This window comes from Microcoleus sp. B9-D4 (assembly GCF_036705105.1).
In the GTDB taxonomy this organism is placed as follows: Bacteria; Cyanobacteriota; Cyanobacteriia; order Cyanobacteriales; family Microcoleaceae; genus Microcoleus.
Window position 1 is genome coordinate 33,808 of record NZ_JAUBTS010000063.1, and the last position, 14,050, is coordinate 47,857.

Genomic DNA, 14,050 nt, shown 5'->3' on the forward strand with positions numbered 1-14,050 from the left:
AGCGCTACTGTAAAAAAGAAATAGCACTGAAAGCTATATTGCATAGAAATATTTTGCCAGAAAGCAATTAAATCTATTCTGTAAGCCTGTCGATCGCAAGATTTAGCGTGTCCAACGCACCCAGCCCCGAATATTCGATCGGCAAAGCAGGGGTTATTGTACGGTTAGAACACAAATAAAAAATCGGGCATCTAATGTTCACCTGTGATGCCTCATGCAATTGCAATGGGGTGTCGGTTCGCTGAGGTATGTTAGCTTTCATGGAGCCAATCCCCCTTCCTTCGTACATTCATTATGAATTGCTACTTCAATTGTTAGAGCGCAAAACGATGTTTGCTGTCAGTCCACAATCGCCGCAGCAGCAACAAGTTCACCAACTTATTATTACACTGCGTAAAGCCCTTGCCATTCAAAAGCAATTAGAACAAAGCTGCGAGCGATCGAACTTAGCGGTAGAACATCGCTGGGCTCTAAATGAAATTAACCACAAGGGAGTTAAAAGTTAAAAAACTTAGAGTATCGACGCGACGTGACGTATCGTATTTGATTTATTCTATATAACTCCCACAGAAAAACTTAGGACAATATCATGGACAACAAATTAATGCTGATGATTCCCGGCCCGACGCCGGTGCCTGAAGCGGCATTGTTAGCGATGGCAAAACACCCGATGGGCCACCGCAGCAAGGAATTTGACGCGATTTTTGCAGACTGTACCGAAAACCTCAAATGGCTGCACCAAACAAAAAGTGACGTGCTGAGTTTAACGGTTTCTGGTACCGGCGCGATGGAAGCTGGGATAATTAATTTCTTGAGTGCGGGCGATCGAGTTTTAGTCGGATGCAACGGCAAATTTGGCGAACGTTGGGCTGAAGTCGCCGAAGCTTACGGTTTAAACGCCGAAATTATTAAAGCCGAGTGGGGCCAACCTTTAGACCCCGAACACTTCCGCGAAAAACTCGAAGCAGATACAGAGAAGCAAATCAAAGCTGTCATCATCACCCACTCGGAAACCTCCACCGGCGTTCTCAACGACCTCGAAACCATCAACCGCCACGTTAAGGCCCACGGTGAAGCTTTAATTATGGTCGATGCTGTCACTAGCTTAGGCGCTGTCAATATTCCGATGGACGCTTGGGGAATCGATGTCATTGCTTCGGGTTCTCAGAAAGCTTACATGATTCCTCCAGGTTTGGGTTTTGTGGCTGTCAGTCCCAAAGCTTGGGAAGCTTACAAAACGGCGAAACTGCCCCGCTATTATTTGGATTTGGGCAAATATAGCAAAGACGCTGCCAAAAATACCACTCCTTTTACTCCCCCTGTCAATATGTTTTTTGCCCTGCAAGCATCGCTGCAGATGATGAAAACAGAAGGGTTGGAAAATGTTTTCGCGCGGCACAAACGGTTGATGACAACTACTCGCGCTGCTGTAAAAGCTTTAGGTTTGCCGTTGTTTGCTGCTGACGATGCCGCCAGCCCTGCGATTACTTCGGTTATGCCGCCAGCATCCGTAGATGCTCAAAAAGTGCGGACTTTGATGAGAAAGAGATTTGACATTGCTCTCGCCGACGGACAAGACCATTTGAAAGGTAAAATCTTCCGAATCGGCCATTTGGGCTTTGTGTGCGATCGCGATATTCTAGCAGCAATTTCCTCTTTAGAAGTTGTGCTGCGAGAATTGGGTCATGAAGGCTACACTCCTGGTGCCGGCGTTGCGGCTGCTGCCAAATTCTTGGCTGAATCCTAATCTCAGTTGTTAAAGGATTTTAGATTTTGGATGATATCTAAAATCTAAAATCCTTTTAATATGCTTCGGATAACCAATCAAAGATTTTATCCAACTGTTCGAGAGTGACTAAACCGTATTGCCACAGAACCATCGGCAAGGAATTCGGGTCTTGATCGCGATGCCGCTGTTTGTTATCGCCGACACGTTCGGCGACAGCAATTGACGCGGGCGAAATTGCCAAATCTTCTTGTAAAAATCGAATTAATCTAGTGTATGTAGCGGGTGCCATGTGATTTCACCTCTAAGTATAGGACACCATTTTCTGATGTGAACCTGATGTTTTTGATGAGTAATAAGCCAGTTTTAAATTTGTCTTGTTACCGTCGATAGCTTTTAAAACGCTATTAGCGGTTGAACTGCCAAACGTAATGCTGAGTGCGAGCGCACAAGCTAACCTTTCCCAAAAAGTGAAAGGTTTTGCAATTTTGCTGATGTCTGCCCGATAGACTGGTAATCGCGATCGAACCTAAACTGAATACCTCGGCATCTTTGCAGCGCGAATCAGAATAAATTCTGCTACCTAAAACTACTAAACCAGGTTCAGAGTTTAACTTCATCTGCCGAAATGCAGAATCCGCAAATCTACTTCGGCAAAATTAGTTAGATATTTCGATCAAACCCGAAACTGCTACCACAAGTTAAGTTTGCCAATTCCCGCCAATTAAGTTGGCTCGTAGCATATTACTTTAGATAGGTTTAGTAGATTTAGCTCGATCGCCAGAACTTCCAGAGAATTTCTTTTCGTGTTGCTACACCTTGAGGCTGAGTATCGTCTCTCAGGATTGGTAACGAGTCGCTGACTCGTCTGATACCTGCGACCAACAATCTACAGCTTCCGGAAACAAGCTCAAGTCCTGACTGACTGAGATCGACATCGTAGCAAATGTTTGGGTGTTTGTACTGAATGTTACATTAATATTCTAATAGATTTTATCAATTTTTGTAAAGTTTCTAAATTTTCTTGGGTAGTCCGAAGGCAGGGGGCTCTCTGGGCGATGGAAACCGGGGGATTATGTCTGTGTGAAGATTTTACTGAAACAGTCCGAAGTTTTACTGGAAAAACTCGATTTCAATACGATCGCCCACTTTGACACCGAGTTCAGCAGCCCGCCCGCCCCGGAGTTCAATAACTCGATCGACAGCAGTATCGGGCCCGTAGGTAGGACAAGGATCAGCAGTACAAGGAGGTGCAGAAACTTCGATCGCCTCAACCACCCCATCCCGCAGAAAAATCATATCCAGAGAAATCTTGCAATTTTTCATCCAAAAATTGACCCGCCGCGCCGGTTTAAACTCAAACAGCATTCCTCTGTCATCCGGCAAAGAAGTTCTGTACATTAAACCCATAGCCTGCTGTTCCACTGTTTTTGCCACTTCGAGTTCGATTGGGCGATCGGCTATCCGAGCTCTAGCAGAAACAGGCAGCACTTGACCCGATGTTGTCGCTGCCGGAGACTGATCCGCCAAAATACCAGTACCACCAGCATTCGCGACAGGTAAAGTCGGCGAACATCCCAGCAAAAATATACTTACTCCAATACCGAGCAAATTAGTTAAATAACTCATAATGATTTTAGATTTTAGATTTTAAATTGGGAATTAGCCAACAGTCAACAGTCAACAGTCAACAGTCAACAGTCAACAGTCAACAGTCAACTGACTTCTTCAAGCTTCCCGCATCACATAGCCAACACCGCGCACCGTCTGAATCAAGCGCTTTTCGCCCTCATCTTCAATCTTGAGCCGCAGATAGCGGATGTAAACCTCAATTACATTCGACTCGCCCAGAAAGTCGTAACCCCAAACATTTTCCAGAATTTGTTCCCGAGTCAAAACCTCGCGGGGATGTTCCATCAAATACTTTAGCAGCTCAAATTCCTTCATCGTCAGGTCGATCGCCCGTCCATTGCGTAAGGCCCGCCTAGAGGCCAAATCCAAAACTAAATCGCCAAACCTCAATTGTTCGTTGCTGCTGTTATCCGGCTGCAAATACAAGCGCACCAACTGCAAAAACTCCTCAGTGCGGTAAGGTTTCAGAAAATAATCATCCGCCCCAGCTTCCAGACAAGCTACGCGATCGTCAACTGTATCACGACCCACCAATAGCAGCACCGGCACCCGATTGCCAATACTTCTGAGGTAAGAACACAGTGACAGCCCCGACTCAGCGCCAAGTATGCGATCGATTACAATCAAAGCTGGCTGCAATTCACTGGCTAAATGTTGGCCTGTGGCGGTATTAGAAGCCACTACCGGTTCATAGCCGGAGGATTTTAAGTCGAGACTCAAGTGTCCGGCGAGAACTTCGTCTGTTTCAACTAGCAGGACACAGGGATTGCGATCGAGAGTAATTGCAGCCATTGAATTGACCGATGTAGATCATAACTGTTCTAGCACGTTTGATGGCCGTTGGTTGTTGGCGCTTGACTGTTGGCTGTTGACTGTTGGCTGTTGACTGTTGTTATTTGTTGTTATTAGACTTCTCCTAAAAAGCAGATTTTGAACAGGCAGGATGCCTGTTCCACGATAATTATGGGAGATGTCTATTCGTTATGGGTTATTTGCGAGTTGCTACCCATTACCAATTCCCAATTCTATAATGCCCCATGCCCCATGCCCCATGCCCCATGCCCCATGCCCCATGCCCAATTCCCAATTTAAATTATGACCATCATCGTATTCGGCAGTATCAACATCGACCTAGCAGCAAAAACTCCCCGGTTGCCGCAGCCAGGGGAAACTATCATCGGTAGCAATTTTTTCACAGCCGGCGGTGGCAAAGGAGCAAATCAAGCCGTCGCCGCCGCCCGTCTCGGCACTTCCACCCACATCATCGGTCGCGTCGGTAACGATAAATTTGCTGATGAATTATTGACAAATTTACAATCTTATGGTTTAAGTACAGACAATGTATTAATAGACCAAAACACTCATTCAGGAGTGGCAATTATCGCCGTAGACGAGACAGGTCAAAATAATATTATTGTGATTCCGGGCGCGAATAACAATGTCGGTGAAGCAGATATAGAACGTCTCAAAAAACTGTTAACAGCAGCTACATCTTTGCTGTTACAGTTAGAAATTCCCCTGGAAGTTGTCCAAAAAGCTGCGAAAGCTGCTCGTCAAGCGGGGGTGCGAGTTATTCTCGATCCAGCACCGGCTAGGGCGGATTTGCCGATCGAACTTTATCCGCTAATTGACATTATCACGCCGAATGAAGTGGAAGCGGGCCAGTTAGTCGGTTTTCGGGTGAATGACACCGAAACAGCGATTGTAGCTGCCAAACACTTGCAGGAGCGTGGGGTCAAGAATGTTATTGTCAAATTGGGCGATCGCGGGGCTGTTGCTGTGACGGCGGATGAAACCTTTTTTTTACCGGCTTTTGCTGTGGAGGCGATCGACACTGTGGCTGCTGGCGATGCTTTTAACGGCGGGTTGGCTTCTGCATTAGATGCCGGTCTGTCCTTGTCAGAGGCGGTGCGGTGGGGCGCAGCAGCGGGCGCTCTGTGCACAACTAAAGTCGGTGCTCAAGTTGCTATGCCCGATCGGGCAACTTTTGATAAATTTTTGCACAATAGAGTGATTGGATAAATCTTTGATAGAGCCGGTTAACCGCAGATTTCAAGCAGATAAACACAGATGAACGCAGATAATTTCAAGAGATGAAAGTGAACGATCATAATAGGTCTATTATATGTAAAAAAAATCAAAATCTTGTGGGGTGGGCTTCTAGCCCGCCCCCAATATGCAAGAATTTAAATCTGTAACAGCTTACCCTACTTTGGCCGCTGAATAATTGTTTCAACTACCCGCCGCTTGACTTTTGGATCGATACCAATCAGCCGCACGTATTCGCCGCCGTGTTCCGCCAAACAAGTTTCTAAAGATGCAACCACATCTTTTTCCTGTGCACTGTTAATCGTCGCGCAACTTTGCCAAGAACCAGTTTTAAATCGGCGATTATCTGCATATTCCATGCCTATTTTGCAGCCTCTTGCTAACAACTGCTTTACTTGTTCCAATACCTCGGAACTCAGCCGCGCCGCATGACCGTTACCCACTTCAGAACTTGGCTCCTCGTAAGCCTTATAATATTTCGAGGAGGGGTCGTTTAATTGACTTTGCGTGGGCGCAGCAGCAGGAGGATTGGGGGTTCCTTGAACGTTAAACAGCCGCGATTGGTTGTATTCATCTACTAAGCGCATTTCCTTAATCCGCTTTTGTTGACCCACCATCAAACTGCCCATTTCTAATAAATGAGCGAGGCTGAAATTCGGGTTATGGAAATCTGGCGCTGCTTCCAAAGTGTTTACCAAACGCTTGGAAACTCGCTCGATTCCTAATTTGTGAATGAATTCGCGGATTTGTTCGTCATAAATGCGCGATCGCAAAGCACTAAAAAAGTCTATCGCCTGATCGGCAAAATTATCGACTAACGCCACAATATCGGTTTTTGACAATTTGTCCGACTCAAAAATTCCCCCAACAATGCCAATTTTATCATCCCGGCTGGGTTCCCAATAAAACTTTTCCATCCGCCCGTCGCGAATCAGCGGCGCGTAAAGCGTAGAAAAATCATTTCCGGTGACAATAATCGGCACTCTGTGCAGTGGCGTACTGTCATAACTTCCTGGTAACTGCACGTTAGTTGGATTATCAGCAATATTCATCAGAGTCGCATTGACCATCTGAGTATTGACAGTATATTGAGTAGTAGTATCGAACCTGCCAGCACCAGCATCCAAATCGTTAATAAAGATGGCGCACATCTCGCCGCGCACCCGAATTTGCTCCGCAGCTTCCCGGTAGCGCAAGCGAATTAAACGCGCCGGATCTCCTGCATCCGGGCTTTCTAATTCCCCGCCAGATATCATCACCGGTTCAAAGCCCATCCGCCGAAAAACCAGTTCGGTTTGAAAAGTTTTGCCTTCTCCTTTGCGGCCGTGAATTCCCAAAATTAGGGGGACTCTTACTCCGGGCAATTTTAAAAAGTTTTTAGTGATGTGCACCGCAACTTTATCGAGAAAGTTAGGAGAAATGTAATAACTCATCAGTAGATTTGTGAGGGATTAATTGAGGTTACTGTTATGATTTTATGACAAAACTAACAGGCTGCACCGCTAACCTGGATTTTTACCGTACAATCGAGGTCTACATATTATGTGTTAAGGAGCGATTCGTGAGTCCAGAAACCTTATTAAAAGAACCAAGCGTGCAAGCCGAAGCCAGTCCCTTCAGTTCTGAGAGCTTCGACAGCTATGTAATGACGACTTACGGGCGTTTTGCGATCGCCCTAGAACGGGGCCTCGGCTGTCGCGTGTGGGATACCGAGGGCCGCGAATATCTCGATTTTGTGGCTGGTATTGCTACCTGCACTCTCGGACACGCGCACCCGGCAATGATTGCAGCGGTAACTCAGCAAATTCAGACCCTACACCACGTTTCTAATCTTTATTACATCCCCGTACAGGGCCAGTTGGCGAAGTGGCTTGTAGACCATTCTTGCGCGGACAGAGCCTTCTTTTGCAACTCCGGCGCGGAAGCTAATGAAGCGGCAATTAAACTCGCCCGCAAGTACGCCCACGAAAAATTAAATATCTCGAATCCGACAATCATTACGGCCGTTGCGAGTTTCCACGGGCGGACTTTGGCGACAATTACCGCAACGGGACAGCCTAAATATCAGAAGGGTTTTAGCCCCTTGGTGCCGGGATTTCACTATGTGCCATACAACGATATTAGTGCGATCGAAAGTGCGATCGAGCAACTCGACAAAGACGAACGCCAAGTAGCTGCAATTATGCTGGAAGCGCTGCAAGGCGAAGGCGGAGTTCGCCCCGGAGATATCGCTTACTTCCAGCGCATTCGGGAAATTTGCGACGAAAAAGGCATTTTGCTGATTCTCGACGAAGTGCAAGTCGGGATGGGACGCAGTGGCAAATACTGGGGCTACGAAAACCTCGGCATTGAACCGGATATCTTTACCTCTGCCAAAGGATTGGGCGGCGGTATCCCGATCGGCGCTATGCTGTGCAAATCTTCCTGCGATGTATTTGAACCGGGAAGTCACGCCAGCACTTTCGGTGGCAATCCTTTTGCTTGCGCTGTAGCTTTGTGTGTGTGCCAAACTTTAGAACGGGAAAACCTTCTAGAAAACGTGCAGCAGCGCGGGGAACAGTTGAAAGCAGGGCTCAACAAGTTGGCGGCCGCATATCCGCATTTAATTGCTGAGGTGCGCGGCTGGGGTTTGATTGTCGGGATGGAATTGCAAGCTGACATCGAACTTACATCCGCTGATATCGTCAAATCTGCCATCGCCGCAGGAGTTTTGTTGGTTCCTGCAGGGCCGAAAGTGCTGAGATTTGTCCCGCCGCTGATTGTCACTGCCGCTGAAGTCGATCGAGCTCTGCTGGCAGTGGAGTCAGCGTTGCGATCTCAAGCGGTACAGTAAAATCTACTGAGTTGCTTTTTGTTAGCTGTAGCGCTCAAACTCGCGCCATATCCTAGATAACTCACTTAGTCCAGGACACACTCTTCCTCAGAAACCCGGTTTATTTCGAGATTTCTCGTTACTAAACCCCATAGTTTCCCAGAAACCGGGTTTCTTAGCGTAAGTCCGATCGGGGTAAAAGTAAACCCGTCCCGCTGCAAGTCTGTCGGGGCGGGTTTGTCAATTTTAGAAAGGCCTGTGAAACCCGCCGCCACAGGGTGACGGGGCCTTTTACCGCGATTTTACTAAGGAGCAACGCGCAAAATAATACTATTAGCGATCGTAGGTGCTAGTTTCGCTATGTGAGTGTCTGTTGGCACTGGTGAATCCTGGTTTAACTATTTCGCGCCCTTCCGACTAAACCGAGTACCGTTATAGTGGGAAGGGCAGGTGAGGACGATTGCATCCTTAAGTAATTTTGCGTATCACTTTCAAGAGAGAACATATGTAATCTTCGTCACAAAATTTTTTCGTAATGCTTTGTTCATCAACTGTATATTGTGAGAGAATAGAAGAACCAAGGAGGTGATGTTGATTGCTACACAAGGCTATCCAAGTTCGTTTGTATCCTACCCAAAATAAACAAATACAAGTAGCTTCAACTTTTGGGGGTGCGCGTTGGTGGTCTAATTATGGTCAAAATAAATCTATTGAACTTTATAAAAAAACTGGTAAAGGACTTGGCTGCTCCGGGCTCAACACACTTTTACCTGCTCTCAAAAAATCCGAGGTAAGTGTGTGCTTAAGTGAGTTATACAGAAAATTTTTGCAATTTACTACGCTCAAGTTAACCACTGCCTACATTTTTTTTTATGATGGATTTGCTGGCTTTTATAACTTTCCATTTCCAGATCAAAAACTGTCATTTCAGTATCCTCAAAACGTTAAATTTGTAGCGGTGACTAGGATTTTCCGGTATAGGGAAATAAGTCAACCCAAAATAAAGAGATATAGATTAAGTGAGGGTAAAATTCATAATTCAATTATTAGTAAAAAATATTCAGGGAAATATAGCAATCCTAAATCAGTTGTAAAAATATGTAGGGGTAGTTCCCCCGTGCCTACCCCAGCTAAGGCGGGGCAACCACGGGGGGTTTGCCCCTACAAGAATTACACAAATCATTTAGGATTGCTATATCTTGCATCTATACTGACTGAAATTAAAGCTGAAAACCGGGCAACAAAAGAAGGTAGGATTGCGGGCACTGATTTAGGATTGAAATACTTTGCTATTGTCCCCGATGATGAAAAAGTATCTAAATACGACTTTAATGCTAAGCATTTTGCCAAGCACGAGAAGAACTTGAAGCGCCAGCAGAAAAGAAGTAATTATGAATACAAATATAGAAAAGCTGTGACCAAGGGATGCGAAGGGTTTAGGAATTCGTGGCAAGATTTTCTACATAAAGTTAGTTATAAATTGGTCAGCGATCGCCTCGCGCTCATAGTAGAAAACTTTCATTTATGGGACATGATTCGCTATTCCAATTTGGCGAAAGCAATATCAGATGAGGTTTTGGGAAGTTTTACCAACTTTTTAGCCTACAAGTGGGAACGCAAAGGCGGGAACTTAGTCGAGATTGATAGAGGGGTTTCCAGTTTCAAACTTTGTTCTAATTGTTTCCATCAAATGACCGAGATGCCATTAGATATGAGGGAATGGACTTGTCCTCACTGTGCTACCGATCGCGATCAGGAGGGGAACGCAGCGATCAAGATGAAAGCAGAAGGTATCAAAATACTAAAGGCGGAAGGTTCAGCCGTTTCGGCTTTAGGAGGCGAGGTAAGACCAAAGCTGGGACGAAAGTCTCAGCTAAGGCACTCGCCTATGAGTACAGAAGCCCCTACTATATTCGGTACTACGATTTAGGGGTGGGTAGTTCACTTGGTTGCAGGGAAGCAGCGCTCCTATGGTTAATAGTTTGGCGGAATGCACGATGGATGAACAGCGTCGCAAAACAGATGTTAATATGCTCCAAGCGCTGCTGGAAAATCCTGGGGACTCAGGAATAGATTTGATTTTGAGGACGAACCCAAAGTCGATCGACTTTGGGTTCGTGCAAACGCTGTATTTGGAAGAAGTGGCACTGACGCGAGAAAGCTTGCTGAAAGCTGCAAAATTTTTCCAAAGGGCGATCGCACCCTTAGAATCTGCAAAAGGGAATTCTAAATTGCCCGCAACCGGGGCAGCATATCTGGCTTTTTTAGCAGAAGTATTGCAGGCAGTGGCGCGCAGCGCTGATTCGCAGCACCTGTACTCGCTCCTGAGAAACAATTTAGATAAACTCGACCAGAATTTTGCACAACTGCTGCGCTGCTGGGCAAATTTGGTGTTTTCTGCTGCTAAAGAATCCGAGAGAAGGCGGATTGCAGCGTTAATCGGCAATCTGAGCAACAAAATTGGGCGGTTTCCCCTTGGCAGCAAGGCTAATAACTTGGAAATCGAAATTGCCGGTTACGAAACAGTTGCGAAGGTGTTTACCCGCAAAGAATTTCCCCAAGAATGGGCGGTGATGCAAAACAATCTGGGCAATGCTTATAGCGATCGTCCCAAAGGTGATAAGGCTCAAAATATCGAACAGGCGATCGCTTGCTTTGAAAATGCCCTACAAGTACGCACTCCCGAACAGTACCCGGAACAGTGGGCGACGCTGCAAAACAATCTGGGCAACGCTTACAGCGAACGTCTCAGGGGATCTCCGGCAGACAATCTAGAACAGGCGATCGCCTGCTATCAAAACGCGCTGCTAGTTCGCAGCCGCGAGGCTTTTGGGCAAGAGTGGGCGAGCACTCAAAACAATCTCGGCCGTGCTTACAGTCGGCGGCTGCGGGGCAACCGAGCCCAAAATCTGGAACTGGCCGTCGCTTGCTACCAGAATGCTTTGCAAGTCTACAACCGCAAGGTGTTTCCCCGGCGTTGGGCCACAACTCAAAATAATTTGGCAAATGCTTACTGCGAGTTGCAGCAGGGCAACCGAGCTGAAAATCTCGAATACGCGGTTACGTGCTATCAGAGAGCTTTGCAGGTGCGGACTCGGGAAGCTTTTCCGCTGCAGTGGGCGACAACTCAAAGGAATTTGGGCAGGGTGTTTGTCGATCGCATCAAAGGCGATCCGGTGGAAAATTTGGAAATGGCGATCGTCTGCTATCAAAATGCTTTACAAGTCTACACCCGCATTAAATTTCCCGAAGTCTGGGCTTCGATCCAAACTTACCTCGGTAGGATATACAGTCGGCGGGTGAAAGGGGAAAAAGCCGAAAATTTGGAAATGGCGATCGTCTGCTATCAAAATGCTTTGCTATTTTGCAACCGCCAAAAAACTCCCGAACGCTGGGCAATTCTGTGTGCCTACCTCGGCCGCGCTTTCTGCGAACACCTGAAAGGGGAAAAAAACCGCAATCTCAAAAGCGCGATCGCCTGCTATCAAAATGCGGGCGAAGTCTACACCAGGCAGGCATATCCCAACCGCTGGGCAATGCTGCAAATTTATCTCGGCAGGGCTTATTCGCAACTGACAGAGACGGAAAACTTGTCCCACATGGAAAGCGCGATCGGCTGCTATCACAGCGCCTGTCAAGTCTACACTCGCGAAACCTATCCCCACCGCTGGGCTGAAATTTTATTTTATTTAGGTCAAGCTTACCGAGTTCGAGGCGACTTGCTTCGCGCCTACGGGGTTTTTACTGCTGCTGTCGATACTGTGGAATTCTTGCGTTGCGAAGTTGGGGTTGATACAGTCGATTTTGGCGATTCCCTACGGGATAGCTACGCTTCACGGACGAGTACCCCAAAAGTCAAATTAACCCGCACCTGGGCTGGACTCTATAAATGCCTGGTGCAAGTTTGCCTGGAACTCGGCCCCAGTCAACCTGAATATTACGCTAAGGCTCTGGAATACGCCGAACGCCACAAAAATCGGAATTTGGTAGAACTGCTGGTTAAATGCCACTTGACTCCGAAAGCCGAAATTCCTGCAGCGGTGCGAAGCGAGTTGGAGTCGCTGCAACAGGAAATAGCGGGGGAACAGCGGCACCAAGAACAGGGAGAACCTGAGCCGAACACGACCTTGATTTCTGAGGGCGATAGCCAAGGTTTGAGCAGCGGTTCTCTACTGCCGAACTCGGACTTCATGCACTTAAATCAATTGTGGAAGCAGTTTGATAGGTTGATTGCGCGGGAGGTACAGGCCAACGACCCTTTCTTCAGCCTAGCTCACAAAGTTGAACCGATCGCTTTCGAGCAAATTCGCCAATTGTTGCCTGATGACAATTGCGCTGCTGTGGTGTGGGCGAGTTTGGGGGAGTTGCTGGTTGCTTTTGTGGTGGTAAAGAGTTCACAATATCCCGCCGTTCACCTGTGTTCGTCGGAAAATGCTTTGGCTGCCGAAAGTTGGGGCCAGGAGTACCTCACCGCTTATTCTGAACAAAAAGGTCGCTGGATCAATCATCTCCCGACTCGCCTCAAACGCTTGGCTACGATGCTGGAAATCGATCGAGTGGTGGCGCTGATTCCCGATAATTGCGATCGGCTGATTTTTGTGCCGCACCGATTTTTGCACGCTTTGCCACTCCACGCTTTGCCTCTGGCGGGGAGAGACGGGTTTGAGGATGGTGGGGGAATTTTTAGGTCTGGGTGGAGCGATCGCAGCGGTTTTGAGGTGGAAACCTACAGCCTTTCGGATTTTTCTCAAAGTTCGTCTTTTGGGGACGTTGCAGCGCCTGCTGCTTATTTGATCGATCGATTTGCCGGAGGAATTCGCTATGCTCCTAGCTGTCAGCTATTGCTGTTAAGACAAAGTGCACACGGAGCGGCTATTGGTCGGTACAAACCCGGTTTGCAGCAGCTTTTGGCAATTCCAACTTTCACCAGAGATGCGTTCTACAGCAACATTGAAATTGGCAAGATTTCCCAGTATTTTGCCAGTACAGAAGTGGTGCGCCATAAGCCGGCAATTAAAGAGGCTTTTTCCCAAGAAATCTCTGCTAATAATGGGGATTTGCCCCAGCAAATAGGGCAGTTGCAGCAGAAGAAATGCGCTCACTTTGCTTGTTTTAGTTTGCTTAATTTGGCTTGGCCACTGAAATCCGCAGTGTTTTTGAGGAATGATTCTCTGAGTTTGGAGGAAATTTTTAATCTGGATTTTAGACAATATTTTTTAGTTACTTTATCGGGTTGCGAAATTGCTGCTGGCGGAGTTAGCGGTGCTGGAGGAGATTTTGTGGGTTTGTCGGCGGGTTTGTTGTATGCTGGCACGTCTAGTGTGGTTAGCAGTCTTTGGAAGGTGAACGATGTTTCTACGCTGCTGCTGACGAGCAAGTTTTATGAAAATCTGGGACGGTTTTCTCGGTTGCAGGTGGGAGATGTGGCGATCGCGCTGGGGGACGCTCAAAGGTGGCTGCGGGATTTGACTAGCGAGGAATTGGAGGTATTGCTGGCGGATTTTCAACCTCAAATTTCGCAAATGTTCGATCGGCTGTCTCCAAGTTCTCGCCTGATTGCGGAGGCTTCTTTGCAGCAAATTCGCAACCGCAAACCCTATCCTTTTGCCAATCCTTATTATTGGGCGGCTTTTACGGCTGCTGGGGTTTAGTGATTAGTCATTAGTTACCCTTTTGAGGATTCGGCGGTTGAAATGGATAAAGGGCGATCGGCCTTCGTCTGTTTTTGCTGTGTTGTTTCATCCTGAATTTTTGCTGGGGGGGTGACAACCCGCCCCAAATCCAGAGAGCGTAAAGATTTAACCCACTTGTGCTAAAAAAAGATAGGCAGC

The 14,050-nt window shown here is 47.0% G+C and carries 11 protein-coding genes; 6 read left to right on the plus strand and 5 right to left on the minus strand.

The annotated features are described in order from the left end of the window. The first annotated feature begins 260 nt into the window (after window positions 1-260). On the plus strand, window positions 261-506 hold the full coding sequence (locus QUB24_RS27235) for a DUF5340 domain-containing protein (RefSeq protein ID WP_333055069.1): 246 nt from the start codon (window positions 261-263) through the stop codon (window positions 504-506). An 83-nt stretch (window positions 507-589) separates the two neighbouring features. After that, a complete protein-coding gene (locus tag QUB24_RS27240) occupies window positions 590-1,747 on the plus strand; it encodes an alanine--glyoxylate aminotransferase family protein (RefSeq protein WP_333156726.1) in 1,158 nt (385 codons plus the stop codon). Window positions 1,748-1,802: 55 nt separating this feature from the next. On the opposite strand, the gene QUB24_RS27245 is transcribed toward QUB24_RS27240, so the two are convergent. From QUB24_RS27245 to nblR, 4 genes are all read right to left on the minus strand, one after another. Next, a complete protein-coding gene (locus QUB24_RS27245; RefSeq protein ID WP_333156727.1) occupies window positions 1,803-2,018 on the minus strand; it encodes a DUF2949 domain-containing protein in 216 nt (71 codons plus the stop codon). 115 nt (window positions 2,019-2,133) lie between these two features. Further along, window positions 2,134-2,346, minus strand: a complete 213-nt coding sequence (locus QUB24_RS27250; protein WP_333156728.1) for a hypothetical protein — start codon at window positions 2,344-2,346, stop codon at window positions 2,134-2,136. A gap of 493 nt (window positions 2,347-2,839) precedes the next feature. After that, complete coding sequence (locus QUB24_RS27255) at window positions 2,840-3,355, minus strand: DUF192 domain-containing protein (RefSeq protein WP_333156729.1); 516 nt, start codon at window positions 3,353-3,355, stop codon at window positions 2,840-2,842. Between the two features lie 99 nt (window positions 3,356-3,454). Then, window positions 3,455-4,150, minus strand: a complete 696-nt coding sequence (gene nblR / locus QUB24_RS27260; protein WP_333156730.1) for a response regulator transcription factor NblR — start codon at window positions 4,148-4,150, stop codon at window positions 3,455-3,457. Window positions 4,151-4,453: 303 nt separating this feature from the next. On the opposite strand from nblR, the gene rbsK reads away from it, so the two are divergent. After that, complete coding sequence (rbsK, locus tag QUB24_RS27265) at window positions 4,454-5,380, plus strand: ribokinase (RefSeq protein WP_333156731.1); 927 nt, start codon at window positions 4,454-4,456, stop codon at window positions 5,378-5,380. Between the two features lie 185 nt (window positions 5,381-5,565). On the opposite strand, the gene QUB24_RS27270 is transcribed toward rbsK, so the two are convergent. After that, window positions 5,566-6,840, minus strand: a complete 1,275-nt coding sequence (locus QUB24_RS27270; RefSeq protein ID WP_333156732.1) for a ribulose bisphosphate carboxylase small subunit — start codon at window positions 6,838-6,840, stop codon at window positions 5,566-5,568. 128 nt (window positions 6,841-6,968) lie between these two features. On the opposite strand from QUB24_RS27270, the gene QUB24_RS27275 reads away from it, so the two are divergent. The 3 genes from QUB24_RS27275 (at window position 6,969) to QUB24_RS27285 (ending at window position 13,870) form a co-directional block, all read left to right on the plus strand. Continuing rightward, a complete protein-coding gene (locus tag QUB24_RS27275) occupies window positions 6,969-8,240 on the plus strand; it encodes an aspartate aminotransferase family protein (protein ID WP_333156733.1) in 1,272 nt (423 codons plus the stop codon). A 574-nt stretch (window positions 8,241-8,814) separates the two neighbouring features. Next, complete coding sequence (locus QUB24_RS27280) at window positions 8,815-10,149, plus strand: zinc ribbon domain-containing protein (RefSeq protein WP_333156734.1); 1,335 nt, start codon at window positions 8,815-8,817, stop codon at window positions 10,147-10,149. Window positions 10,150-10,189: 40 nt separating this feature from the next. After that, the gene (locus QUB24_RS27285; protein ID WP_333156735.1) at window positions 10,190-13,870 is read left to right on the plus strand and encodes a CHAT domain-containing tetratricopeptide repeat protein; all 3,681 of its coding nucleotides are present in this window, start codon (window positions 10,190-10,192) and stop codon (window positions 13,868-13,870) included. Window positions 13,871-14,050 lie beyond the last annotated feature (180 nt).

Bases quoted from the DNA above. Each gene is read 5' to 3' on its own strand.
- QUB24_RS27235 (WP_333055069.1), top strand. From the start codon at position 261: ATGGAGCCAATCCCCCTTCCTTCGTACATTCATTATGAATTGCTACTT.
- QUB24_RS27255 (WP_333156729.1), bottom strand. From the start codon at position 3,355: ATGAGTTATTTAACTAATTTGCTCGGTATTGGAGTAAGTATATTTTTG.
- nblR (WP_333156730.1), bottom strand. From the start codon at position 4,150: ATGGCTGCAATTACTCTCGATCGCAATCCCTGTGTCCTGCTAGTTGAA.
- rbsK (WP_333156731.1), top strand. From the start codon at position 4,454: ATGACCATCATCGTATTCGGCAGTATCAACATCGACCTAGCAGCAAAA.
- QUB24_RS27240 (WP_333156726.1), top strand. From the start codon at position 590: ATGGACAACAAATTAATGCTGATGATTCCCGGCCCGACGCCGGTGCCT.
- QUB24_RS27250 (WP_333156728.1), bottom strand. From the start codon at position 2,346: ATGAAGTTAAACTCTGAACCTGGTTTAGTAGTTTTAGGTAGCAGAATT.
- QUB24_RS27270 (WP_333156732.1), bottom strand. From the start codon at position 6,840: ATGAGTTATTACATTTCTCCTAACTTTCTCGATAAAGTTGCGGTGCAC.
- QUB24_RS27245 (WP_333156727.1), bottom strand. From the start codon at position 2,018: ATGGCACCCGCTACATACACTAGATTAATTCGATTTTTACAAGAAGAT.
- QUB24_RS27285 (WP_333156735.1), top strand. From the start codon at position 10,190: ATGGTTAATAGTTTGGCGGAATGCACGATGGATGAACAGCGTCGCAAA.